The sequence below is a fragment of the uncultured Halomonas sp. genome (genome assembly GCF_947501415.1).
Classification (GTDB): Bacteria; Pseudomonadota; Gammaproteobacteria; order Pseudomonadales; family Halomonadaceae; genus Halomonas.
Map to the genome: position 1 here is coordinate 12,813 of NZ_CANMVL010000007.1, position 22,021 is coordinate 34,833.

At 66.1% G+C, this 22,021-nt stretch carries 24 protein-coding genes; 12 read left to right on the forward strand and 12 right to left on the reverse strand.

Features of this window, described 5'->3' with window-relative positions:
• Positions 1-118 precede the first annotated feature (118 nt).
• Positions 119-1,288 (reverse strand): cation diffusion facilitator family transporter, encoded by a 1,170-nt coding sequence (locus Q0894_RS04565; protein ID WP_299231916.1) that lies wholly within the window; start codon positions 1,286-1,288, stop codon positions 119-121.
• Between the two features lie 179 nt (positions 1,289-1,467).
• Here Q0894_RS04565 and aceK point away from each other — a divergent pair, with 179 nt between their 5' ends.
• The 4 genes from aceK (at position 1,468) to Q0894_RS04585 (ending at position 5,407) form a co-directional block, all read left to right on the forward strand.
• The gene (aceK, locus tag Q0894_RS04570) at positions 1,468-3,213 is read left to right on the forward strand and encodes a bifunctional isocitrate dehydrogenase kinase/phosphatase (protein ID WP_299231918.1); all 1,746 of its coding nucleotides are present in this window, start codon (positions 1,468-1,470) and stop codon (positions 3,211-3,213) included.
• Between the two features lie 81 nt (positions 3,214-3,294).
• Positions 3,295-3,714 (forward strand): STAS/SEC14 domain-containing protein, encoded by a 420-nt coding sequence (locus Q0894_RS04575; protein WP_299231920.1) that lies wholly within the window; start codon positions 3,295-3,297, stop codon positions 3,712-3,714.
• 73 nt (positions 3,715-3,787) lie between these two features.
• Positions 3,788-4,525 carry an NAD-dependent deacylase gene (locus Q0894_RS04580; protein ID WP_299231922.1) on the forward strand — a complete coding sequence of 246 codons (738 nt, stop codon included), beginning with the start codon at positions 3,788-3,790 and terminating at the stop codon, positions 4,523-4,525.
• Positions 4,526-4,627: 102 nt separating this feature from the next.
• Positions 4,628-5,407, forward strand: coding sequence for a DTW domain-containing protein (locus Q0894_RS04585; protein WP_299232333.1), 780 nt, complete (start codon positions 4,628-4,630; stop codon positions 5,405-5,407).
• 141 nt (positions 5,408-5,548) lie between these two features.
• Here Q0894_RS04585 and Q0894_RS04590 read toward each other — a convergent pair whose 3' ends face one another.
• On the reverse strand, positions 5,549-5,893 hold the full coding sequence (locus Q0894_RS04590; RefSeq protein ID WP_299231924.1) for a c-type cytochrome: 345 nt from the start codon (positions 5,891-5,893) through the stop codon (positions 5,549-5,551).
• A gap of 395 nt (positions 5,894-6,288) precedes the next feature.
• On the opposite strand from Q0894_RS04590, the gene Q0894_RS04595 reads away from it, so the two are divergent.
• Positions 6,289-6,588: a hypothetical protein gene (locus tag Q0894_RS04595; protein WP_299231926.1), complete on the forward strand. Its 300-nt coding sequence runs from the start codon at positions 6,289-6,291 to the stop codon at positions 6,586-6,588.
• 15 nt (positions 6,589-6,603) lie between these two features.
• The gene (locus Q0894_RS04600) at positions 6,604-6,858 is read left to right on the forward strand and encodes a nickel-binding protein (RefSeq protein ID WP_299231927.1); all 255 of its coding nucleotides are present in this window, start codon (positions 6,604-6,606) and stop codon (positions 6,856-6,858) included.
• 24 nt (positions 6,859-6,882) lie between these two features.
• On the opposite strand, the gene Q0894_RS04605 is transcribed toward Q0894_RS04600, so the two are convergent.
• The 8 genes from Q0894_RS04605 to def form a co-directional block, all read right to left on the reverse strand.
• The gene (locus tag Q0894_RS04605) at positions 6,883-7,257 is read right to left on the reverse strand and encodes a DOPA 4,5-dioxygenase family protein (protein WP_299231929.1); all 375 of its coding nucleotides are present in this window, start codon (positions 7,255-7,257) and stop codon (positions 6,883-6,885) included.
• 76 nt (positions 7,258-7,333) lie between these two features.
• Positions 7,334-8,572, reverse strand: coding sequence for a TraB/GumN family protein (locus Q0894_RS04610; protein WP_299231931.1), 1,239 nt, complete (start codon positions 8,570-8,572; stop codon positions 7,334-7,336).
• A 171-nt stretch (positions 8,573-8,743) separates the two neighbouring features.
• Entirely contained in the window at positions 8,744-10,192 is a 1,449-nt protein-coding gene (locus Q0894_RS04615) for a TrkH family potassium uptake protein (RefSeq protein WP_299231933.1), read from the reverse strand.
• Positions 10,193-10,220: 28 nt separating this feature from the next.
• Positions 10,221-11,594, reverse strand: coding sequence for a Trk system potassium transporter TrkA (gene trkA, locus Q0894_RS04620; RefSeq protein WP_299231935.1), 1,374 nt, complete (start codon positions 11,592-11,594; stop codon positions 10,221-10,223).
• Positions 11,595-11,696: 102 nt separating this feature from the next.
• Entirely contained in the window at positions 11,697-11,906 is a 210-nt protein-coding gene (locus tag Q0894_RS04625; RefSeq protein WP_195689170.1) for a dodecin, read from the reverse strand.
• A gap of 64 nt (positions 11,907-11,970) precedes the next feature.
• Positions 11,971-13,332 (reverse strand): 16S rRNA (cytosine(967)-C(5))-methyltransferase RsmB, encoded by a 1,362-nt coding sequence (gene rsmB / locus Q0894_RS04630; protein ID WP_299231939.1) that lies wholly within the window; start codon positions 13,330-13,332, stop codon positions 11,971-11,973.
• Positions 13,329-14,318, reverse strand: a complete 990-nt coding sequence (gene fmt, locus Q0894_RS04635; protein WP_299231941.1) for a methionyl-tRNA formyltransferase — start codon at positions 14,316-14,318, stop codon at positions 13,329-13,331. The genes rsmB and fmt overlap by 4 nt, the downstream gene beginning before the upstream one ends.
• Positions 14,319-14,425: 107 nt before the next feature.
• The gene (gene def / locus Q0894_RS04640) at positions 14,426-14,938 is read right to left on the reverse strand and encodes a peptide deformylase (protein ID WP_299231943.1); all 513 of its coding nucleotides are present in this window, start codon (positions 14,936-14,938) and stop codon (positions 14,426-14,428) included.
• A gap of 166 nt (positions 14,939-15,104) precedes the next feature.
• On the opposite strand from def, the gene Q0894_RS04645 reads away from it, so the two are divergent.
• From Q0894_RS04645 to aroE, 5 genes are read left to right on the forward strand one after another with little or no spacing between them, the layout of a single operon-like run.
• Positions 15,105-16,196, forward strand: coding sequence for a LysM domain-containing protein (locus tag Q0894_RS04645; protein ID WP_299231945.1), 1,092 nt, complete (start codon positions 15,105-15,107; stop codon positions 16,194-16,196).
• Between the two features lie 9 nt (positions 16,197-16,205).
• Positions 16,206-17,306, forward strand: coding sequence for a DNA-processing protein DprA (dprA, locus tag Q0894_RS04650; RefSeq protein ID WP_299231947.1), 1,101 nt, complete (start codon positions 16,206-16,208; stop codon positions 17,304-17,306).
• A gap of 43 nt (positions 17,307-17,349) precedes the next feature.
• Positions 17,350-17,907, forward strand: coding sequence for an L-threonylcarbamoyladenylate synthase (locus Q0894_RS04655; RefSeq protein WP_299231949.1), 558 nt, complete (start codon positions 17,350-17,352; stop codon positions 17,905-17,907).
• Between the two features lie 37 nt (positions 17,908-17,944).
• The gene (gene hemF / locus Q0894_RS04660) at positions 17,945-18,898 is read left to right on the forward strand and encodes an oxygen-dependent coproporphyrinogen oxidase (RefSeq protein WP_299231950.1); all 954 of its coding nucleotides are present in this window, start codon (positions 17,945-17,947) and stop codon (positions 18,896-18,898) included.
• Positions 18,895-19,707 carry a shikimate dehydrogenase gene (gene aroE, locus Q0894_RS04665; RefSeq protein WP_299231952.1) on the forward strand — a complete coding sequence of 271 codons (813 nt, stop codon included), beginning with the start codon at positions 18,895-18,897 and terminating at the stop codon, positions 19,705-19,707. The genes hemF and aroE overlap by 4 nt, the downstream gene beginning before the upstream one ends.
• 172 nt (positions 19,708-19,879) lie before the next feature.
• On the opposite strand, the gene Q0894_RS04670 is transcribed toward aroE, so the two are convergent.
• Positions 19,880-20,137 carry a hypothetical protein gene (locus Q0894_RS04670; protein WP_299231954.1) on the reverse strand — a complete coding sequence of 86 codons (258 nt, stop codon included), beginning with the start codon at positions 20,135-20,137 and terminating at the stop codon, positions 19,880-19,882.
• A gap of 1 nt (position 20,138) precedes the next feature.
• Complete coding sequence (locus Q0894_RS04675; protein ID WP_299231956.1) at positions 20,139-20,942, reverse strand: M48 family metallopeptidase; 804 nt, start codon at positions 20,940-20,942, stop codon at positions 20,139-20,141.
• 190 nt (positions 20,943-21,132) lie between these two features.
• Here Q0894_RS04675 and Q0894_RS04680 point away from each other — a divergent pair, with 190 nt between their 5' ends.
• Positions 21,133-22,002, forward strand: coding sequence for an ATP-binding protein (locus Q0894_RS04680; protein WP_299231958.1), 870 nt, complete (start codon positions 21,133-21,135; stop codon positions 22,000-22,002).
• The last annotated feature ends 19 nt before the right edge of the window (positions 22,003-22,021 follow it).

Below are 22,021 nucleotides of genomic sequence, written 5' to 3' on the forward strand. Positions count from 1 at the left end.
CAATTCAGAAAGGGCGGCCATTGTCGCCTTCAGCCGTGGGGATGTCATCCCCGGTGGAGGGTTGCCTCATCGACGCCTGCTGCCAATCCATCGAGGCGCCTTCGAATTACTCGAGGGGTCAGTTGCCCACAGGCATGTAGGGAACGTCGGCCAGGCGACGCACCTCGACGTGGGAGAGCCAGTCGATATCCGCGGCGCGCTCCTTCAGGTCGCGTATCACCGTCTGACTCTTCCGGGGATAGTCTTCGTCCAGGCAGATGACCACCGTCACCGCATCCTCCAGATAGTGCAGCTCCAGCTCGCGGATCTCCGGCCACACCTCGAGAGAGGACCAGCGCCGGGCCAGGGCAGCCTCGACCTCGGGTCGTAATGGCAACCCCGGGAAGCGACTGGGGTCCCCCTCGCCGGCGTCATCCTCGGGGTCGATATGGAAGGTCAGGTCGGTCAGGGCGGGGAAGCCGTTACGCAGGCGACGACTCACCTCGTTGCCGATCTCGTGCCCCTCGGAGACGCTGATTCGCGGTGACACCACCACATGCAGGTCGAGCATGGTGCGGCCCGCCGACTGGCGGGTGCGCAGGTCGTGTATGCCGCGAACGCCAGGCACGCTCATCGCCATCTGGCGCATCTCTTCCTGGGTGGCCACGGGCAGGGCGGTGTCCACGAGCTCGCGGCCCGAGTCCCACAGCAGGTCCCAGCCAACCTTGCCGACCAGCAGACCAACGATGACCGCGGCCGCGGTGTCGATCCAGGTGGCACCGAACTGGCTACCGACCAGCGCCACCATGACCACGCCGGTAGAGAGCACGTCGCTACGGTGGTGCCAGGCATTGGCCTCGAGCATCTTCGATCCGATGCGCTTCGCCACCCGGCGGGTGACATGGAAGAGCCACTCCTTGGCGAGCAGCGCCAGGGCAGTAAGCAGGATCGCCCAGATGCCGGGGGGCGGGATCCGGGTGTCGGCGAGCAGCCGCTCCAGGCTCGACCAGGCGATCGCGCCGGCCACGAAGATCAGCACGCTACCTAAAAACAGGGTCGCCAGGGTCTCGATACGCCCGTGGCCGTAGTGATGGTCATGGTCGGGGCCCTGATGGCCGTAGTGGGAGGCAGCGATCACGAAGCCATCGGTCACCAGATCGGAGAAGGAGTGCACGCCATCCGCCACCATCGCGGCGGAGCCGACGATCCAGCCCACGATGACCTTGGCCACGCCCAGCACGCAGTTCGTGCCTATCGAGAGATAGGTGACGCGGCGGGTGGCCTGGTGTTTCTCGAGATGGGTCTGCATGGGCGGGTCCGGGAGGGGGTTCCAGATGGTAATCGTAGAGGCTGTGGCCAAAATAGTACCGAAAAGGTACTGATTGGTGCAAGGTGGAAAGCCGGCGTCGCTTGCCACCATGGTCGGCTCGCCGCGGCGACGGGATAGGGCCATGCTCTACACCTGCCTGATAGCGTCTGGAGACATGCATGCCGCTTTCCCCCTCCTATCGCCTCGCCGCCACCATCCTGCATGGCTTCGACGAGTACCGTTCACGCTTCAAGGCGATTACCACGGACGCCAGCCGACGCTTCGCCGCCGGAGCGTGGCGTGAGGCGCAGCAGGCCTCGGCGGAGCGTATCAATCTCTACGAGGAGAAGGTCCAGGCCACGCTGAAACGGCTGCGTCGCGGCTTCAGCGAGGAGCTGTTGACCGACTGCGAGTGCTGGCGCAAGGCGCGCACTCACTACGCAGAACTGATCGATCAGCGGCTGGATTACGAACTGGCCGAGACCTATTTCAACTCGATGTTCTGCTCGCTCTTCCATCACCGCCATATCCGCAATGAGTGGATGTTCGTCTACAGCTCGCGAGAGCGGGCGGCACGCCTCTCCGGGCTGACCCTGTGTCGTCGTGTTCGGGTCCAGGGGGACTGGACCGCCGGGTTGCGCTGGGCCCTGGGGGGTGCCCGTCTCGATCCCCCCTTCATCGATCTGGAACAGGATGCGGCCCAGGGCGGAGAGGTGCTCCGGGGGCTGCTGCCCGACACCATCCGCGATGACCCCGAGGCCGAGATCGAGCTGATCAAGAGTGTCTTCTATCGCAACAAGGGGGCGTATCTGGTCGGCCGGGTGCTGGGCGGTGGTGAACAGGTGCCGCTGGTACTGCCGGTGCTTCACGAAGTGGGGGCGGGGCTTTATCTGGATACCGTGCTGATCGAGCCCGATGAGGTCTCGATCATCTTCTCGTTCACACGTGCCTACTTCCAGGTCAAGGTCGTCGTGCCCAGCGAGTTCGTGCACTATCTTCAGGAGCTGATGCCCGACAAGCCGGAGGGTGAGCTCTACGCCGCCATCGGGTTCTTCAAGCATGGCAAGACCGAGTTCTTCCGTGGTCTCAATCGTCAGGTGGCACGCCGCGATGATCGCTTCATTATCGCACCGGGAGTCCGCGGCATGGTCATGGCGGTCTTCGTGCTGCCCTCGTATCGCACCGTCTTCAAGATCATCAAGGACCGCTTCGACCCCTCCAAGTCGATGAGCCGTGAGAACGTGCGCGAGAAGTATCGCCTGGTCAAGCTGCACGACCGGGTGGGGCGCATGGCGGATACCCAGGAGTTCTCGAACTTCATCGCCCGCCAGGACCACTTCGATCCCGAGTGCCTGGCGCACCTGCTGGAGGTCGCCCCCTCCACCGTCTATTTGCGAGGTGACAAGGTGGTCATCAGGCACTGCTATACCGAGCGCATGATGACCCCGCTCAACCTCTATCTCGGGCAGTGCGACGAGGCGGAGACCCGGGCGGTGCTCAAGGACTATGGCAATGCCATCAAGCAGATGGCCGCCGCCAATATCTTCCCGGGCGATATGCTACTCAAGAACTTCGGCGTGACCCGCCACGGCCGGGTGGTGTTCTACGACTATGATGAGGTGTGCTATCTCACCGAGTGCAACTTCCGGCATATCCCCGAACCGCTCTATCCCGAACAGGAGCTGGCCGATGAGCCCTGGTACTCGGTGGGACCCAACGATGTCTTCCCCGAGGAGTTCGGCCCCTTCCTGTTTGCCGATATTCGCCTGCGGCGGCTCTTCTACGGGCTCCACCCCGAGCTGCTCGATGCCGACTACTGGAAGGGATTGCAGCGGGCGGTCCTCGACGGCCGCGTCATCGACGTCTACCCCTATCGCAACAAGCAGCGCTTCAGCGGCGTCGAAAACGGGGGCCTGGTCCACTAGCCGAAGCGTGGCGCGCTATGCTGAAGGAGCGTGAAGCCCCCTGGTGGCAATCCGTGGGGCTCTCAACCCAAGGAGAACGTCATGCTGGATCTGATTACTCACTCGGCAGGGCATGTCGTGGCGATGAAGGCGGGAGGCGTCGTCACCGCAAGCGAGTTGCAGCGTGCCATCGATGCCATCGAGGCCGCCAAGCAGAACCATCCGCTGGTCAGCATGGTGGTCGAAATCGACAACCTGCGCTGGATGACCCTCGGTGCGCTGCTCAAGGATGTCGGTTATGGCCTGACCCAGCTCGGTGACCTGAAGCGTTACCACCGTGTGGCCGTGGTCACCGACCAGGCCTGGCTGAAACATGTCGCCCAACTGGAAGAGCGTCTCTTTCGCGCGTTGGAGATCCAAACCTTCGCCAAGCGCGACCATGCCGCCGCCATGGCCTGGGCGGCCGAGCTTCCCAGGGGAGCCCATGAGAGCCCGGAGGAGGATGGCTATCACGGCGCCTGAGCCGGATCACGGTCGCTGGTCGACACTTGGCCGAGATGGTAGTTTCGAGAGAGTCGGTGTCGAGAGGTGATGAATGGTAGAGCGGCGCGCACCCCATCTGGTGGTGCTGACAGGAGCAGGTATCAGTGCCGAGAGCGGCATCCAGACCTTTCGTGCATCGGATGGTCTGTGGGCCAATCACCCCGTCGAGGAGGTGGCCACCCCGGGTGGCTGGCGGCGCGACCCCGCCCGGGTGCTGGCCTTCTACAATGCGCGGCGAGAGCAGGTGCGTCGAGCGCGTCCCAATGCCGCCCACAAGGCTCTGGCGGCATTGGAACAGCAGGGTTTTCGGGTCAGCATCATTACCCAGAACATCGATGACCTGCATGAACGGGCCGGGTCCCGGCATGTCCTGCACCTGCATGGCGAGATTCTCAAGGCGCGATCCACGGTGGATCGCCGCATGCAATATCCGCTGCCGCGTGGCGGCATCGCCCTGGGGGATGTGTGTGACAAGGGCAGCCAGCTGCGCCCCGATGTGGTGTGGTTCGGCGAGGATGTGCCTCACTTCCCCGAGGCCTGCGATATCGTGGCCGAGGCCGACCTGGTGCTAGTGGTGGGTACCTCGCTCGAGGTGATGCCGGCCGCCTCACTGCTCCAGCATGCTCCCTTCGATGCCGGCTGCGTGCTGGTCGACCCCGAGGCCGAGGCGCTGGCGCCTCCCGGTGTTGCCCGCCTCAGCCAGCCTGCCGGCAAGGGGGTGCCGGCGCTTGTCCGGCACTGGCGGCGTGAGGGGCGGCTGTGGGTACCCGAGGCGCTGCTGGAGGAGTGATGCGCCAGGGGCATGCTAGAATGTGCCCCCGCTTTTTTCCCCGGACAGGCCATCATGCAGGACGACTTCCCTCACGAGTCCGAGACTTTTCAAGAGCCCGAGATCCCGCAGGCGCACGCTCCACGGGCTGGGCTTTCCCGCGACCCGGGAACCGGGCCTGCTCGCGACCCCGGAACTGGTCACCCACGCCCTCCGCGCCGAGAGTTCAAGGCCCGAGGCAGCTTCGTCGAGCGTTGTCCGGGGTGCAACCTGCCGATGCTCAATTGCCTGTGTCCCTATCGAGTGCAAGCCCGAAGTTACGCCCGGGTGTGGCTGTTGACCCACTCCATGGAGCATTTCAAGCCTACCAATACCGGACGGCTGATCCAGGATGTGCTGCCCGATACCGAGGTGTTCACCTGGTATCGCACCGCGCCGGACGAGCGCCTGCTGGCGCTGCTGAACGACAAGCGCTTCGCGCCCTTCGTGGTCTTTCCCGATGATCAGCCCGACTATGCCGAGCGCGTGGTCGACATCGACGCCGTGACCGAATCCCGGGCGGCGGGGCGCATTCCCGTCTATCTGCTGCTCGATGGTACCTGGCGGCAGGCGCGACGAATCTTCCGCAAGAGCCCCTATCTGGATGCCCTGCCGGTGTTGCCGTTGCTCACGGAGCGCTTGACGCGCTACCGGCTGCGCAAGCCCGCCTCCAGCTCACATCTGTGTACCGCCGAGGTGGCCGCCGAACTGCTGCGACAGGGGGGCGACGAGGATGCCGCCCTGGCCCTGGACGACTATTTCGACGCCTTCAATGAGTGCTATGCCGCCAGCCGGCGTTTCGAGAAGATCGAGGCGCCGACGGCGGCGATGCGGCGCCTGCTGGCAGCCAGTGGCGAGTCCTGACGCCTGGAAGTGACGTCCGACCAACTTCTCCTTGGCGCTGTCATGGCACGGAATGTTGGTCGATCGAGTATTGATCGAGAAGCAGTCCGATGTTGATCGGTAGGGTTCGGGTGAGCGCCACTGCCACGAGGTAAGCCCAGCCTACTCTCCCTTGTGCATGCCCAGAATCCAGTCGACCAGCCGCTCGGCTTCCTCCTCGCTGACCTCGGGACGCTCGTCGGCCTCCGGCATGGTTGCCGAACCCCAGTGATCCTCGCCTCCTGTCATCACCACATCTACCAGATACCCTCGCATCTCTCCTCCTGCGTATTTTGCGGCAATGCTGTTGAACCCCGGGGCCCTGGGCGTTTCATCTTCACTGGCGTGGCAGCTCATGCACTGCTTGTCAGTGGCCAGTTGCTGTGTGTCCTCGTGCATGTCGGCCAGGGAAGCGGCACTGCCCAGCCATAGGAGTCCAGATAGTGTTGTTGCGATCATGATCTTCATTTCTTCGCACCTCCTGTATAGGGCGAATGAAAATGGACGATTATCGTTATGTTTTCATCACATGATCCCTGCGCCTTAAATGAAGGTAGTGGTGGACCTGCCAGCCGTCCATGACGGAGGTCAAGCATCTCCCTGGCGGAGGCCAAACATAGTCGTCCGGCGAGCCGTGACCTGTAGGAAGGCCTTAGCCTGCCAGTGCTACTTACTTATCCGAGAACACCAATGGAGGAAGCGGCTTACGGTCCACCGAGAGTGAGAAGATATCCGGCCGAGCATAGTGGCCGCAGACGTCAAGGGTGCGCCTTGCACGCCGAGCCACCTCCACATCGATCTCGGCATAGAGGATGCCCTTTTCACGGTGTAGGGGGCCCGCCGTCACCTCACCCGAGGGGGCGATGACGGTGGCATTTCCCGGGTTGATCCATTCTTCCGGGCTGAAGAGCCTGTCTCGGTCGGGGAAGGTGGCGGGGAATCCTTGGCATGACGAAGCCACTATCGCCCAGGCGACCCTCGCCAGTCTCGGCGGACGGTATCGGGAGGAAGCCGCCAGCGGGGCGATCGAGCGACTAACTCGCCGGTCTGCTGAACTCGAGCGATGTAATGCCCGGGCGCGGGCGGCCATCGCTGAAGTGACGGTCATCACCCGCGCCGCCCCTGATGTGGTGCCGGCGCTGCCCATCAACGAGAAGCGCTAAACCGGGAGAAAGTCGATGCCACATATCATCGTCGAACGCAGCTTCGCCACGCCGCTGAGGGAAGAGGAGCTAAAGGCGGTCGAGGCGCGCATGATGCCGTGTCTCGAGCTCTATCGGGTGCGTTGGATTCGCAGTTACTGGTCGGCGGATCGGCGGCGGATGATCTGCGAATATGAGGCGCCAGACGCTGCCAGCGTGAAGTCGGTGCAACGCGAAGCCGAGGCCAGGTTCGACCAGGTGTGGGTGGCCGAGGTGCTGGGCGAACCATGACCTCTAGGGGGCGGGTGCGGCGGATCAGCCGTTGTCCGAGAAGATCTCCAGCGCCAGATCGTGGGAGCGGCCAAGCCATATGGCGCCCTGGGTATGATCGAACAGGTCGTCATCGCTGCCAAGGTGTACGAAGACATCCAGGTCACCGCGATTGAGGGCCAGCCAGGGTACCAGCTCACCGAACTGCTCCGGTGCGAAGGAGAGCTGGCAGCTCCCCACAGGGTGCGGCCCTACCGGCCGTTCATGAAAGCGGCCCACCTGAATATCGAAGCGCATGGCGCAGGCGCTGGCGAGGCGCCTGGCCTTGGCCAGGCCATCTGCATCCGAGTAGTAAAGATGCGCGTGGTAGTAGCGAATGACGCTTGTATCGATCAGGCCGTCGGCCGTCTGGTCAGACATATCACTCCCCTGTCGGGTGTCTCGTGGCGATCTCGGTCAGTCTGGGTGCCATTGTGATCAGGTTCGCTGGCTGGGGTCAGCCGCTGCCGAACAGGGTGCCTGCGATGCGGAAACCGGCGATCCAGGTACCGGCGGCGGAGCCCAGGGTGGCGGTCAGAAACACCAGCAGGGTGCGTGACACCCGGTTGTGCCACCAGCCCTTGAGGTGGGTGACATCGTGGCGCAGCGTGGAGAAGTCGCGCACCTTGGGCTTGCGCAGGTAGAGCTCCACCCCGGCCGCGACGAAGCCGGCACCGATGGTGGGGTTGAGCGAGGTGAGCGGTGCGGCGAAGAAGGTGGCAATGACCGTGAACGGGTGGGCCAGGGCCACCAGGGTAGCCCCCGCCGAGAGCACCCCGTTGATCAGGAACCACTCCGCCACCAGCTGCCAGCCGAGGCCGGTATTGCGCGAGAAGCCGATGGCGAAGCCGGTAAGCACCAGGGCGGTGATGACCCAGGGCAGTGCCTTCCAGATCTTCGACGGCGGCGGCGTGGCCTCGAGTCGCTGGCGCTCCTCGGCCGGCTGTGGCGGCAACTCGTCGGCGAAGTGATCGGCCATGCCCTTCATATGGCCGGCACCGATTACCACCAGCACACTACGATAGCGCCCCGGCGGCGCCTCCTCGGCCAGGCGTAGCACCATGTAACGGTCACGTTCGCTGATCAGCGGGGTATAGAGGCTCTCGGACTCTGCTGCGAATTCGCTGAAGGTGGACTCCAGCACGTCGCCCTCCTTGAGGCGCTCGACCTCCTCGGGGGAGACCTCCTGGCGCGACAGCACGCTACCCAGCAGCCCCGAAAACAGCGAGAAGCGCTGCCACCAGGGGACGTTGTGATAAATGCGCTTGAGGGTCACGCCGACATCGCGGTCGATCAGCAGCAGCGGTAGTGCCGCCCGCTGCGACTCCTCCAGAGCGGCGCGCATCTCGGCCCCGGGCTCGATACCGGACTGCTCGGCAAGGCGCTGCTGGAACGCGCCCAGCGCCAGGCTGGCGGCCACCATGCCGGCCTTGCCCTGGCGAAAGACCTGGAACAGGTCCTGTTCCGCCAGGGCGTCGGGGTTGGTCATGCTGTGATGGCGGGAGTCACACAGCTCGATGGCCACGGCGTCGAACTCACCCGAGCGAATCAGTCGGCGCACGTCCTCGGCGCTCTCGGCGGAGACATGGGCGGTGCCGAGCAGGGTATAGCGGGTCTCGCCGATCTGCAGGACCCGCTGCGGGCCGCTGGTGGTATCGTCCGGGAGTGTCGGCATGGGGGCCTGGGTCTCGGTCATGGGGGCTCGGCTCGAAGAAGTGAGAGCTCGATTATCCATGAACGCTCCCGCCGGGCCAAACCTCCTGCATATCGGCTCGGGGCGATCGCGGATGGCAGCGCCGCTCAAGGCGGTTCTGGCGACGGGCTGTCACCCTGTTGCTGACTGCGATAGCCCTGCGCCCCGGCTCGGCTAGCGGCGCCAGAAGGCGGGTGTGAACAGCACCAGCACGGTGAAGATCTCCAGGCGGCCCAGCAGCATGGCCAGCACCAGAATCCATTTGGCCAGATCGGGCAGATCGCCGTAATGGGCCGAGGCCTCGCCCAGGGCCGGCCCCAGGTTATTGAGCGCCGACCCCACCGTGGACCAGGCGGTCACCTGATCGACCCCGGTGGCCATCACCCCCACCAGCATCAGGAAGAACAGCATCACGTAGACGGAGAAGAACCCCCATACCGCCTGGGCGATGCCGTCGGGCACGCTCACCCTGCCGATCTTGACCGTGATCACCGCACTCGGGTGGATCAGGCGCATTACCTCGCGCATGCCTTGCTTGAGGATCAGGATGATGCGGATCACCTTCATGCCGCCTCCGGTTGAGCCCGAACAGCCCCCCACGAAGGCGGCCATGAACAGCAGGAAGGGCAGGGCGCCGGGCCACAACGAGAAGTCGGTGACGGCGAAGCCCGTGGTGGTGGCCACCGAGACCACCTGAAACAGGGCGTGGCGAAGACCGAGTTCGGTCCCGTAGGTGTCGGTCAGCCAAAGCGAGACGGTGGTGATGGTAGTCAGGCCGGCAAGGAAAAGCAGCAGGAAGCGTGCCTCGGGGTCATCGAAGTAGTGCAGCAGACTGCGCTCCCGCCAGGCGATGAAGTGCAGGCTGAAGCTGACCGCTGATACCAGCAGGAAGAACACGCAGATCAGCTCGATGGCGGCGCTGTCAAAGTAGCCGATGCTGGCGTCGTGAGTGGAGAAGCCGCCGATGGCAACGGTGGAGAAGCTGTGTCCCAGGGCGTCGAACCAGTCCATGCCGGCGGCCATGTAGGCGAGCATGCAGGCGATGGTCAGCGAGGCGTAGATGTACCACAGGGCCTTGGCGGTCTCGGTGATGCGCGGGGTCAGCTTGGAGTCCTTGAGCGGACCCGGGATCTCGGTGCGGTAGAGGGCCATGCCACCGACCCCCAGGGTCGGCAGGATCGCCACCGCCAGCACCACGATCCCCATGCCGCCCAGCCACTGCAGCTGCTGGCGATAGTAGAGGATCGACTCGGGCAAGTGGTCGATGCCGGTGATCACGGTGGCGCCGGTGGTGGTCAGCCCCGAGAAGGATTCGAACACCGCATCGGTCAGCGAGAGCGCCGACTCGCCGGTGAGCATCAGCGGCAGCGAGCCGAACAGCGCGAGCACGCTCCAGAACAGCGCCGCGATCAGGAAGCCATCGCGGGTGCGCAGCTCCTTGAGGGCGCGGCGGTTGGGCAGGAACATCAGGGCGCCGGTCGCCACGGTGATGCCGATGGCCACGGCGAAGGCATCCCACTGGCCGTCGGCGAACAGCAGCGAGACCAGGATAGGCGGCATCATGGTCAGGCTGAAGAGCATCAGCAGCAGCCCCAGGATACGCAGCGTCATGCGCAGGCTCATCGGACGGCTCTCCTTGCGTCGTGGGCTATCAGAAGAAGGTCAGCCCGACCTGAAACAGTCGCTCCACATCGCGGATGCGGCGCTTGTCGATCACGAACAGGATGACATGGTCGCCGGACTCCACCACCACATCATCATGGGCAATCATCACCTCCTTGCCACGCACGATGGCACCGATGGTGGAGCCCCGCGGAAGATCGATCTCGCCGATGGAGCGCCCCACCACCCGGGATGACTGGATATCGCCATGGGCGATGGCCTCGATGGCCTCGGCGGCGCCGCGGCGCAGCGAGTGGACGTTGACGATATCACCACGGCGTACATGGGTCAGCAGGCTGCCGATGGTGGCCTGCTGGGGCGAGATGGCGATGTCGATCTCGCCGCCCTGGACCAGGTCGACATAGGCGGCATTGTTGATCAGCGTCAGCACCTTCTTGGCCCCCATGCGCTTGGCCAGCATCGACGACATGATGTTGACCTCGTCGTCGTTGGTCAGGGCGCAGAAGATGTCGCACTCCTCGATATTTTCCTCCTCGAGCAGGCGCTTGCTGGTGGCGCTGCCGTGCAGGACAACGGTGCGGTCGAGGCGTTCGGAGAGTACCGTGCAGCGCTTCAGACTGTGTTCGATGATCTTCACCTGGTGGCTGTGCTCCAGGTGCTCGGCGAGGCGTTCGCCGATATTGCCGCCGCCGGCGATCATGATGCGCCGGAAGTCGCGGTCGAGGCGGCGCAGCTCGCTCATCACCGCGCGAATATCGCGCCGGGCGGCGATGAAGAAGACCTCGTCATCGGCCTCGATGACGGTATCGCCCCGCGGGATGATCGGACGGTTGCGCCGGTAGATGGCGGCCACCCGGGTGTCCACGCTGGGCATATGGCGGCGCAGGAAGGCCAGGTCCTGACCCACCAGGGGGCCGCCGTAGACCGCCTTGACCGCCACCAGCTGCACCAGGCCACCGGCGAACTCCAGTACCTGCAGGGCGCCGGGGTGTTCGATCAGGCGGCGGATATGGTCGGTGACCACCTGCTCGGGGCTGATCAGCACATCGATGGGCACCGCCTCGTGGGCAAACAGCCCGCGACGAGTGAGATAGGCCGTGGCTCGCACCCGGGCGATCTTGGTCGGGGTGCGAAAGAGGGTGTGCGCCACCTGGCAGGCGATCATGTTGACCTCGTCCTGGCTGGTCACCGCGATCAGCATGTCGGCGTCTTCGCAGCCGGCCTGACGCAACACCATGGGGTAGGAGCCGGGTCCCACCACGGTGCGAATGTCGAGCCTGGTATGCAGTTCGCGCAGCTTGTCGCCGTCGGTGTCGACGACGGTGATGTCGTTCTCCTCGCGGGCCAGGTGTTCGGCCAGGGTACCGCCGACCTGGCCGGCGCCGAGAATGATGATCTTCATCGCGTGAGGGTTCCGCTGGGTCGAGGGGCGGCGACAGCTGGTGCGCCGCAGCACGTGGCAGCTAGCCTAAACCAGCCGCCACGGGAAGGACAGGGGCCGGGATCAGTCCAGGGTGAAGCCGACCTTGATGGTGACCTGCCAGTGCTGCACCCGGCCATGCTCGATATGGCCGCGAGTATCGATGACCTCGAACCAGCGCATGCCGTGCAGGCTCTCGCTGGCCTTGCCGATGGCGCTTTCGATGGCCTGCTGAATGCCCTCCTCCGAGGAGCCGGTCAGCTCGACATGCTTGTAGATATGGTTGCTGCTCATGATTCCTCCTGCACGTGTCGATTGGTGATGCATGCGTGAGGCGGGCCCTTCTGTGAGCCTGACCCTAGCGTTTCCTTAGTCTGGCATAGAAGAAGCCATCGTGACTGTCGGCTTCCGGCAGCAGTTGCTGCCCGGCACCGGCGGGGCGGCCCCAGGCGATGTCGCGCGGAGTAGTAGCCTCGGCATCCGGGGTGCGCGCAAGGAAGGCGGCGACCTGCTCGCTGTTCTCCTCGGGCAGTACCGAACAGGTGGCATAAAGCAGGGTGCCACCGGGGCGCAGCAGGGGCCAGAGGTTGTCGAGCAGGCGGGCCTGGAGCTCGGCCAGTGCCTTGATATCCGAGGCGCGGCGCAGGCGCTTGATATCCGGATGACGCCGGATCACCCCGCTGCCCGAGCAGGGGGCGTCGAGCAGGATCGCCTCAAAGGGGGTGCCGTCCCACCAGTCGCGAGCGGTGGCATCACCGTGAGCCAGGCGGGCCTTCAGGCCGAGGCGCTGCAGGGCATCCTCGACCCGGGCCAGACGCTCGGCGTCGCTGTCCACGGCGTGCATGTCGATATCGAAGACCTCCAGCAGATGGCTGGTCTTGCCTCCCGGGGCGCAGCAGGCATCCAGCACCCGGGCGCCGGGCCGGGGGGCCAGGGTCGGTCCGAGCAGCACCGTGGCCAGCTGGGCGGCCTCATCCTGAACGCTGACGTGACCCGCGTCGAAGCCGGGTAGCTCGAAGACGTCGCAGGGAGTCTCCAGAGTGATGCCATCCGGCGCATGGGCGCACAGCCGCCCCTCTAGGCCCGCCGCGTCAAGACGCTCGAGATAGGCCTCGCGGTCGCCATGGCGGCGATTGACGCGCAGCGTCATGGGGCCGGGAACATTGTTGGCCTCGGCCACGGCGCGCCAGTCATCCGGCCAGGCCTGACGCAGGGACTTGAGCAGCCACTTGGGGTGCAGCAGCGCCACCGCAGGGTCGCGGTCCACGTCGGCCTGCAGGGCGGCGGATTCACGCTGCAGGCGGCGCAGGCAGCCGTTCAGCACCCGGGTGGCCCACTCCTTGCCGATCAGCCGAGCGGCGCCGGCGGTCTCACCGACGGCGGCGTGAGCGGGGATGCGCAGGTAGAGCAGCTGGTAGACGCCCACCAGCAGTAGCGCCTGAACATCGGCATCGCGCACCTTGAAGGGCTTGTTTAGCAGTTTTCCGGAGAGTGCCTCGAGGCGCGGCAGGGTGCGACAGACGCCGAAGCACAACGCCTTGAACAGGGCGCGGTCGCGGGCTACCACCTGATGGTCATCGAGGCCGGCAAGCGACCCCTTGCCGGTGATCACCGGTACAAGGGCGCGAGCGGCGGCGGCGCGGACCGCCAGGCCGCCGTCATTCTCCAGCCCACGTGAGGCGGTGCGGCGCGACTTGCCGTTGGAGGGGGGCTGACTCATGAGGAGGTCTCCTCGTGATGGTGGCCGAGGCGCAGGCCAGCAGGGAAACGATCGGCTCGGGCGTGGAGCAGGTCCTTGACCGGCAAAGCCTTGCCACCGGGTAGCTGGGCGCGGCTGACTCGCAGCACCTCATTGCCCTCGGGGCCACAGGCGATGCGCAGCGCGTCGCCGTCATGCTCGAGCAGGGTGCCGGGCGCGACGGGAGGCTCGTCAGCGGTGAGATCGCTCGCCTCGGCCATCAACAGGCGCAGGCGGTCGCCGTCGAAGGCGCACCAGGCCACCGGCCAGGGGTTGAAGGCGCGCACGCGAGCGGCCAGTGCCGCGGCAGGCTCGTGAAAGTCCAGCTCGGCCTCGGCCTTGGAGAGCTTGGCCGCATAGGTCACGCCGGCCTCGGGCTGCGGGGTGGCCGTGAGCCCCTCCTCGGCGAGGGCATCCAGCGCCTCGACGATCGCTTCACCACCGAGTGTCGCCAGGCTGTCATGAAGCTCGCCGCTGGTGGTCGTGGCGGTGATGGGGGTGCGTCGCACCAGCAGCATGTCGCCGGTATCGAGCCCGACATCCATCTGCATGATGGTGACACCGCTCTCGGCGTCGCCGGCCTCGATGGCGCGCTGGATGGGTGCCGCACCACGCCAGCGCGGCAGCAGCGAGGCGTGGATATTGAGACAGCCGAGCCGCGGCGTGTCGAGCACCGCTTTCGGCAGAATCAGGCCATAGGCCACCACTACCATGATATCGGCATCAATGGCGGCCAGTTCGGCCTGAGCCTCGGCGTGCTTGAGGCTCTCGGGCTGGTAGACCGGCAGTTCGTGTTCCAGGGCGAGCCGCTTGACGGGGCTCGGCGTCAGCCTGCGGCCGCGTCCGGCGGGGCGGTCGGGTTGGGTATAGACGGCGACGATGCGGTGGCGGCTGGCCAGCAGCGCCGCGAGGCTCTCGGCGGCGAAATCGGGGGTGCCGGCGAAGATGATATTGAGGGGTCGGGACATTGGGACAGCCTGGCCGTAAGTGGATACCTGCATGATAACGGAGCTTGCCGTAAACGACGAAGGCCGACGCGTTCGGCGTCGGCCTTCGTGAAGCTGGCGGAGGGGGCTCAGGCGTCCTGCATCAACTTCTGGCGCTTCTGCATCTTCTTGATCACCCGGTCGCGCTTGAGCGGCGAGAGGTAGTCGACGAACAGCACACCTTCGAGGTGATCCTGCTCGTGCTGGATACAGTGCGCAAGCAGGCCGTCGGCTTCCAGCTCATAGGGCTGGCCGTCGCGATCGAGTGCCTTGAGGTGAACACGCAGGGCGCGGGGCACATCGGCGTAATACTCGGGGATCGACAGACACCCCTCCTGCATCGGCTCGCGCTCTTCGCCGATGGGCGTGACCTCGGGGTTGATCAGCACCAGGGGGCTCGAGCGATCGTCGCTGACGTCCATGACGATAACGCGGCGGTGCACGTCCACCTGGGTGGCGGCCAGGCCGATGCCCCGGGCGTCGTACATGGTCTCCAGCATATCGTCGACCAGCTGGCGCACCTCGTCGTCGACCTCTTCCACCGGCGCCGCCTTGGTGCGCAGGCGCTCGTCGGGATATTCGAGGATAGGTAATTTGGCCATGGCGTTGGTTTCACCGTTATGCTGTCATTTACACAATGACACTAATTCCAGGTGTGATGCGTACGTCGGCGGCAGGGCCGGAGTCGCAGCACGTCGATATCATCAGACTATACCACGCCGGTAGCGTTCCATGGCATCGGTCGGTGGCACGCGGGGGAGAGCAGGGATGAGGCAAATGGTTGACGGCAAGATGCGACGCGCGTGGTTGGGCCTGGCGGCGGGGCTTGGCCTGGCCGTGGCCGCCGGTGTTCAGGCCCAGGGGTTGAGCTGGGAGGATGGCCTGCGCGGTGATGCCCCGGACCGCTATACCGTGGTGCGGGGTGACACCCTGTGGGATATATCGGGACGCTTCCTGCGCCACCCCTGGCAATGGCCCGAGGTGTGGCAGGTCAACCCCCAGATTCGTAATCCGCACCTGATTTACCCCGGGGACGTGGTCTACCTCTATGACTGCGATGGTCGCCCCTGCATCGGGCTCGAACGCGGCCAGGGTCAGGTGCGGCTTTCTCCGGAGATGCGCACCATCCCGCATCGCGAAGCCATTGCCCCGATCCCTCTGGAGGATATTCGACACTTCCTGCGTGAACACCGCATCGTCGATGACCCCGAGGCCCTCGAGGAGCTGGCCTATGTGGTAGGGGGTGATGACCGCCGATTGATGAGTGGCGTGGGGGATCGGCTCTATGCGCGGGGCGAGGTGCCTGCCATCGGTCGTGTAGGATTCTATCGCGTGGGGGAGCGCTTCCTGGACCCGGCCAGCGGTGAGCTGCTGGGCCTCGAGCTAGAGGGGGTCGGCCAGGCACGCCGCGAGCGTCAGGAGGCCGAGATGGCGGTGCTGGAGGTGACCTCGTCGCAGCAGGAGGTGCGCAACGGCGATATCGTGCTGCCCCTGGAGGATCGTGGTCTGGTGACCGAGTTTGTTCCCCGCGCGCCCGAGCGCGAGGTGGAAGGCACCATCCTGGCGGTGCCGGGTGGCGTGCAGTTCATCGGTCGCCTGCAGGTTGTGGCGCTGGATCGTGGCCGCCGTGACGGGCTCGAGCCCGGCCATGTGCTGAGAGTCGAGCAGCGTGGCGAACTGGTCAGCGACCCGCGTACCGGCGAGCAGCTGCGCCTGCCGGGGGAGGATGCCGGGCTGGTGATGGTCTTCAAGGCCTACCAGAAGATGAGCTACGGCCTGGTCATGGAAGCCAGTCGAACGCTGGCCGTGGGGGATCGCGTCCACAATCCGCGGCGGGCGGTCAGCGCCGCCCTGCGCTGAGGCCTGGCAATGGCGACGCCCGCCCTCGGCACCCGGGAGTGGCTGGCCCTGACGGGCCTGCCGGGGCTCGGTCCTGGGGCACTGGCCGAGCTGCTCGCCCGGCAGCCGCAGTGGCCCGACGGCTGGCTGGCGGTGTTGCCGCGGCGGGCCGCCACGGAATTGCGGCTATGGCTCGACCATCCCACGCGTAGCCCGCTTGAGGCCCGGGTGGACGCTGCCCTGGCCTGGGCAGCGGCCAGTGACGATCACCATCTGTTGCACGCCGGGCACCCCGCCTGGCCAGGCCTGCTCTCCGAGATTGCCGACCCGCCTCCGCTGTTGTGGGCCTGGGGTGACCTCGCCAGTCTGGCGCCTCCCAAGCTGGCCATGGTGGGGTCGCGTCGCGCCACCCGCGAGGGGTTGACCAATGCCGCCGGTTTCGCCCGTGAGCTCGCCACACGGGGCTGGTGCGTGGTCAGCGGCATGGCGCTGGGTATCGATGCCGCCGCCCATCAGGCCGCCCTGGATGCCGGTGGCACCAGCGTGGCGGTGCTCGGCTGTGGCGTCGATGTGATCTATCCCCCGCGCCACCATCGGCTGCATGTCCGTCTGCGTGATGCCGGGGGATTGCTGCTTTCCGAGCATGCCCCCGGTACCCCGGCCCGGGCCGGCTTCTTTCCGCGTCGCAACCGCATCGTGACCGGGCTCAGCTGTGGGGTGCTGGTGGTGGAGGCGGCCGAGCAGAGTGGTTCGCTGGTCAGCGCACGACTGGCCGGGGAACAGGGCCGTGAAGTGTTCGCCCTGCCGGGCTCGCTGCATAATCCTCAGGCGCGAGGCTGCCTGCGGCTGATCCGCGAAGGGGCGGTGCTGGTGCGTGAGGTCGATGATATTCTAGCCGAGCTTACCCAGTGGCAGGCTCCGGTAACGCCCGCCACGATGCGTGCCGAGGCCCCCGGTCGGGATGATGACCCACTGCTGCGCTGGCTGAGCGGGACCCCGACGCCGGCCGATGTGCTGGTGGGACTGACCGGGCTCGATATTGCCGAGTGCCAGCGGCGCCTGCTGACACTGGAGCTCGAAGGGCTTGCGGCACGGGTCGCCGGTGGCTGGGTGCGCCTCACGGCGGCGTGATAGAATCCTCGGCCATTCGCGCCCAGCCGAGTGAGGATAACCCATGAGCCAGGCCCATCAGATCGAGCAAGCCGCCGTTGCCCTGCGCCAGGGAGGGGTGATCGCCTATCCCACCGAGGCGGTCTGGGGGCTGGGTTGTGACCCCGACAACGAGGAGGCCCTGGCCAGGCTGCTGCGTCTCAAGCGGCGTGATCCCGCCAAGGGAGTGATCCTGGTTGCGGCGTGCATCGAGCAGTTCGATGAGTGGCTGGAAGGGCTGCCCGCCGAGCGGCAGGCACCGCTGGCGGCCAGCTGGCCTGGGCCCAACACCTGGCTGGTGCCCCACAATGGGCGCAGCCATCCTCTAGTGCATGGCGACCATGACCGAGTGGCCCTGCGCGTCAGCGCCCACCCCCTGGTGGCAGCGCTCTGCGAGGCCTTCGGTGGCCCCATCGTTTCCACCTCGGCCAACGTGGCCAGCGAGCCGCCGGCGATAAGCGCCGACGAGGTGCGCACCATCTTCGGCACCGGGCTCGATGCCATTGTCGAGGGGGAACTCGGTGGTCTCGCGCGTCCCAGCACCATTCGCGACCTGGTCAGTGGCCGAGTGCTGCGCTCCTGACCCATCCACTCTTCTTTCATCCTGCCTGGAGGCACCGTTGGCCCACCCGCAACTCGAAGACGTCAAGATCTATCTGCTCGACCTGCAGGAGCGCCTGTGCAGCGCCCTGGCTGCCGTGGATGGCGGCGCGGTGTTCCACGAGGATGCCTGGCAGCGCCCGGGGGGCGGCGGAGGCCGCTCCCGTGTGATCGAGAAGGGACGAGTGTTCGAGAAGGGGGGCGTCAATTTCTCGCACGTCTACGGCGAACAGCTGCCACCCTCGGCCACGGCGGCCCGGCCCGAACTGACGGGGCGCAGCTTCCATGCGGTGGGGGTCTCCTGGGTGCTGCATCCCGAGAATCCTCATGTGCCGACGAGCCATGGCAACGTCCGCTTCCTGATCGCCGAGAAGCCCGGCGAGACGCCGGTATGGTGGTTCGGCGGTGGCTTCGATCTGACCCCGTTCTACCCGGCTCACGAGGATGTGGTCCATTGGCATCGGGTTGCCCGGGATGCCTGCGCCCCCTTCGGCGAGGAGGTCTACCCGCGCTACAAGGCGTGGTGCGACGACTACTTCTATCTGAAGCATCGCGACGAGACCCGCGGCGTGGGTGGGCTCTTCTTCGATGACCTCAATGAATGGGGCTTCGAGCGCAGCTTCGCCTTCCAGCGTGCCGTGGGCGACGCCTTTCTCGAGGCCTACCTGCCAATCGTGAAGCGCCGGGTCGATACGCCCTGGAGCGAGCGCGAGCGCGACTTCCAGCTCTATCGCCGTGGGCGCTATGTGGAGTTCAATCTGGTGTGGGATCGCGGCACCCTGTTCGGGCTGCAGAGCGGTGGGCGCACCGAATCGATCCTTATGTCGATGCCACCGCTGGCGAGCTGGGAGTATGACTGGCACCCCACGCCCGGCAGTGCCGAGGAGTGTCTCTATCGCGACTATCTGCGACCCCGTGACTGGCTCGGCGAGCAGGCGGGGCGAAGCCAGGGCCAGGAGGAGGGCGGAGCATGACCGATCGCTACTGTGTCTTCGGCCACCCGGTGGCCCACTCGAGATCGCCGTTTATTCATGCCGCCTTCGCCGAGCAGACCGCCGGTACCATCGAGTACACCGCCATCGAGGCGCCGCGTGACGACTTCCCCGGCGCCTGGCGGCGCTTCACCGCCAGCGGTGGACGCGGGGCCAACGTCACCGTGCCCTTCAAGGAGGAGGCGTTTCGCCTCTGCGATACGCTCAGCGAGCGTGCCCGGCGTGCCGGAGCGGTCAACACCCTGATCCTGGGAGGGGACGGCCAGACCCATGGCGACACCACCGATGGCATCGGCCTGGTGCGCGATCTGGAGCGCCATGGCGTAAGGTTGGCCGGGGCGCGCATCCTGGTGCTCGGTGCCGGTGGCGCGGTGCGTGGCATTCTGGAGCCACTGCTGGCCGGACACCCGGCGAGCCTCCTGGTAGCCAACCGCACCGCCGCCAGGGCCGAGGCCTTGGCCACTGACTTCCAGGATTTGGGCGAGATCGCCGGGGGTGGCTTCGACAGGGTGGAGGGGCCGTTCGACCTGGTGATCAATGGCACCAGCGCGAGCCTGGCGGGCGACCTGCCGCCACTGCCCGATGGACTGTTCGCCGCCGGCGCTACCGCCCATGACATGATGTATGGCGCCGAGCCCACGGTGTTCCTGCGCTGGGCAGGTGAGCGCGGTGCCCGCACCGTGGATGGGCTCGGCATGCTGGTGGAGCAGGCGGCCGAGTCCTTCTTCCAGTGGCGCGGCGTGCGACCCGATACCGCCCCGGTGCTGGAGCAGCTTCGCCAGGGGCTGTAGAAAGGTGAGTGGGCCCTTGTCGGGGGCGACTCCAGCGCTGGCGCACCCCTTGGCATCCTTTTGGGGCAGGCCCCGGCCAAGCCGCCAGCTCTTCCTCGGCCGGGATCTTCTGACGAGATCTTGGTCCAAAGTGGTCACGGCGGAGCAGTATGCCTCGAAGAAGCAGGCACGGTTACCGCCGCTTGGTATACAGCCCCACCATGCACAACGCCAGACCGATCAGCGACAGCAGCATCCCGCCATTGACCAGCCAGGGGTAGCGCTGTAGCCAGGAGACGAAGGGCTGGGGGGTGTCGCTGCACACCCCTTCCAGATAGTCCCAGTGGCCCCCCGAGAGCGTGCACTCCCGCACGCTCGAATACTCCCAGAAGTAGACGCCCATCAGTGCCAGCATGGGGACGATCAGCAACAGCAGTCCGAGTCTTAGCATCTCAGGACCTCGAGCAGCTGGGCGTGCGGCCGGCCTGACGGGCGCGCTCGTAGCGGCTCAGGGCATCGCCCATGCGCGCCTGCAGGGCCTGGCTGCGCTGGCCGTGGCTGGGGTGGCTGGAGAGCCAGGCGGGAGGCTGGGCACCGCCCTGGGCGCTCATGTTGTCCCATAGCGCCAGGCTGGCACGAGGGTCGAAGCCGGCTTCGGCCATCAGGTAGAGACCGAGCTCGTCGGCCTCGCTCTCGTGACTCCGCGAGAAGGGCATCAGGATGCCGTACTGAGCGCCCATGCCGAGGGCCCCCATGATCTGCTCGCCACCCGCTCCCTCGAGGCCGGCGGCCGAGGAGAGCACCGATAGCCCGAGCTGGGTAGCGGTCTGGGTGGAGACACGCTCGTTGGCGTGACGGGCCAGCACGTGGGTGATCTCGTGACCGATCACCGCGGCCAGCTGGTCCTGGTTGCGGGCGACATCCAGCAGGCCGGTATTGACCCCCATATAGCCCCCGGGCAGGGCGAAGGCGTTGGCATCCTCGGCCTTGAAGACACGAATCTGCCAGTTCTGGGATTGACGCTGCTCGGGTGGCAGCGCACGCACCAGGGCATCGGCCACGCACTGTACATAGCGCTGGGTGGCGCCGCCCACCATGGGGCGCTCCTGCTGATATTGCTCGAAGGCCTGGGCGCCCATCTGGTCAAGCTGGGCATCGGACACCAGGGTCAGGCGCTGGCGCCCGGTGGGGGAGGTGGTGCAGGCGGTGACGGTCAGGCACAGCGCGCCGATGGCGAGGGGTTTGAGCCAGCGCATGGCGGGTCTCCTTGGTGGGCAATGACATCCAGCCTGTAAGACGCTGGACGAAGGTCCGAGTTCGCCACAAGATACTCGGAACGCTTGCGAGGTCAACCGTCGCTTACGGATTCAAACTGCCTCAGGGAGGCATGTCCCCAGCCAGCCCCGAAGGGGTAGCACTCCCTGGGACTTTACGAAGGAGAAGCCAATGGACGCTGAGCTGACGCGTCGCCTGCTGCACCTGCTGGATCGCGTAGAGCACTGGCTGCCGCCGGCTCCGGTGGAGGTGGACTGGTCGCGGGATGTGGCCGCCCTGTGGCAGCGTCATGCCCTGGGAGGGCGACTGCTGCCGGTGCCGCCCCGGGATGCGCTAGGCCTGGATGATCTGATGGGCATCGAGCGCCAGAAGCTGGCCCTGATCGATAACACCCGGGCCTTCCTGCAGGGGCTGCCCGCCAACCATGCCTTGCTGTGGGGCTCCCGGGGCAGCGGTAAGTCGTCGCTTATCCGAGCCCTGCTCAATAGCCTGGCCGACGAGGGCCTGCGCCTGGTACAGGTGGATCGCCACGACCTCTCCGGTCTGCCGACGCTGGTGGAGCAGCTGCGTCACCATGACCAGCGCTTCGTGGTCTACTGCGACGACCTCTCCTTCGAGGGGCACGACGATGCCTACAAGGCACTGAAGAGCGTGCTGGACGGTGCCCTGACCGGCCCTCCGCCCAATGTGCTGCTCTACGCCACCTCCAATCGCCGCCATCTCCTGCCCGAGTCGATGAGCGACAACGCCGGGTCGAGGCTGGTGGGCGACGAGCTGCACCACGGCGATGCGGTGGAGGAGAAGATCTCGCTCTCCGACCGCTTCGGGCTCTGGCTGGGCTTCCACCCCTTCAACCAGGATGTCTATCTGGAGGCGTGCTGTCACTGGGTCTCCCAGCTGGGCCACGCCGAGGACTGGGGCGCCGAGGCGCGGGCCGAGGCGATCCGTTTCGCCACCCTGCGGGGTGGGCGCAGCGGACGCACCGCCTGGCAGTTTGCCAACCACTGGGTGGGTCGCCGGCGGCTGCACGACAGGCAGTAAACACGAAACAGCAGACACG

What these genes read in the sequence shown, in the direction of transcription:
- Q0894_RS04655 (WP_299231949.1), top strand. Translation starts at nt 17,350, where the DNA reads ATGAGCCAGGCCCATCAGATCGAGCAAGCCGCCGTTGCCCTGCGCCAG.
- Q0894_RS04565 (WP_299231916.1), bottom strand. Translation starts at nt 1,288, where the DNA reads ATGCAGACCCATCTCGAGAAACACCAGGCCACCCGCCGCGTCACCTAT.
- aroE (WP_299231952.1), top strand. Translation starts at nt 18,895, where the DNA reads ATGACCGATCGCTACTGTGTCTTCGGCCACCCGGTGGCCCACTCGAGA.
- trkA (WP_299231935.1), bottom strand. Translation starts at nt 11,594, where the DNA reads ATGAAGATCATCATTCTCGGCGCCGGCCAGGTCGGCGGTACCCTGGCC.
- dprA (WP_299231947.1), top strand. Translation starts at nt 16,206, where the DNA reads ATGGCGACGCCCGCCCTCGGCACCCGGGAGTGGCTGGCCCTGACGGGC.
- Q0894_RS04625 (WP_195689170.1), bottom strand. Translation starts at nt 11,906, where the DNA reads ATGAGCAGCAACCATATCTACAAGCATGTCGAGCTGACCGGCTCCTCG.
- Q0894_RS04575 (WP_299231920.1), top strand. Translation starts at nt 3,295, where the DNA reads ATGCTGGATCTGATTACTCACTCGGCAGGGCATGTCGTGGCGATGAAG.
- Q0894_RS04675 (WP_299231956.1), bottom strand. Translation starts at nt 20,942, where the DNA reads ATGCGCTGGCTCAAACCCCTCGCCATCGGCGCGCTGTGCCTGACCGTC.
- Q0894_RS04615 (WP_299231933.1), bottom strand. Translation starts at nt 10,192, where the DNA reads ATGAGCCTGCGCATGACGCTGCGTATCCTGGGGCTGCTGCTGATGCTC.
- rsmB (WP_299231939.1), bottom strand. Translation starts at nt 13,332, where the DNA reads ATGAGTCAGCCCCCCTCCAACGGCAAGTCGCGCCGCACCGCCTCACGT.
- Q0894_RS04595 (WP_299231926.1), top strand. Translation starts at nt 6,289, where the DNA reads ATGACGGTGGCATTTCCCGGGTTGATCCATTCTTCCGGGCTGAAGAGC.
- def (WP_299231943.1), bottom strand. Translation starts at nt 14,938, where the DNA reads ATGGCCAAATTACCTATCCTCGAATATCCCGACGAGCGCCTGCGCACC.
- Q0894_RS04645 (WP_299231945.1), top strand. Translation starts at nt 15,105, where the DNA reads ATGAGGCAAATGGTTGACGGCAAGATGCGACGCGCGTGGTTGGGCCTG.
- Q0894_RS04590 (WP_299231924.1), bottom strand. Translation starts at nt 5,893, where the DNA reads ATGAAGATCATGATCGCAACAACACTATCTGGACTCCTATGGCTGGGC.
- Q0894_RS04610 (WP_299231931.1), bottom strand. Translation starts at nt 8,572, where the DNA reads ATGACCGAGACCCAGGCCCCCATGCCGACACTCCCGGACGATACCACC.
- Q0894_RS04580 (WP_299231922.1), top strand. Translation starts at nt 3,788, where the DNA reads ATGGTAGAGCGGCGCGCACCCCATCTGGTGGTGCTGACAGGAGCAGGT.
- Q0894_RS04605 (WP_299231929.1), bottom strand. Translation starts at nt 7,257, where the DNA reads ATGTCTGACCAGACGGCCGACGGCCTGATCGATACAAGCGTCATTCGC.
- Q0894_RS04680 (WP_299231958.1), top strand. Translation starts at nt 21,133, where the DNA reads ATGGACGCTGAGCTGACGCGTCGCCTGCTGCACCTGCTGGATCGCGTA.
- Q0894_RS04600 (WP_299231927.1), top strand. Translation starts at nt 6,604, where the DNA reads ATGCCACATATCATCGTCGAACGCAGCTTCGCCACGCCGCTGAGGGAA.
- Q0894_RS04670 (WP_299231954.1), bottom strand. Translation starts at nt 20,137, where the DNA reads ATGCTAAGACTCGGACTGCTGTTGCTGATCGTCCCCATGCTGGCACTG.
- aceK (WP_299231918.1), top strand. Translation starts at nt 1,468, where the DNA reads ATGCCGCTTTCCCCCTCCTATCGCCTCGCCGCCACCATCCTGCATGGC.
- fmt (WP_299231941.1), bottom strand. Translation starts at nt 14,318, where the DNA reads ATGTCCCGACCCCTCAATATCATCTTCGCCGGCACCCCCGATTTCGCC.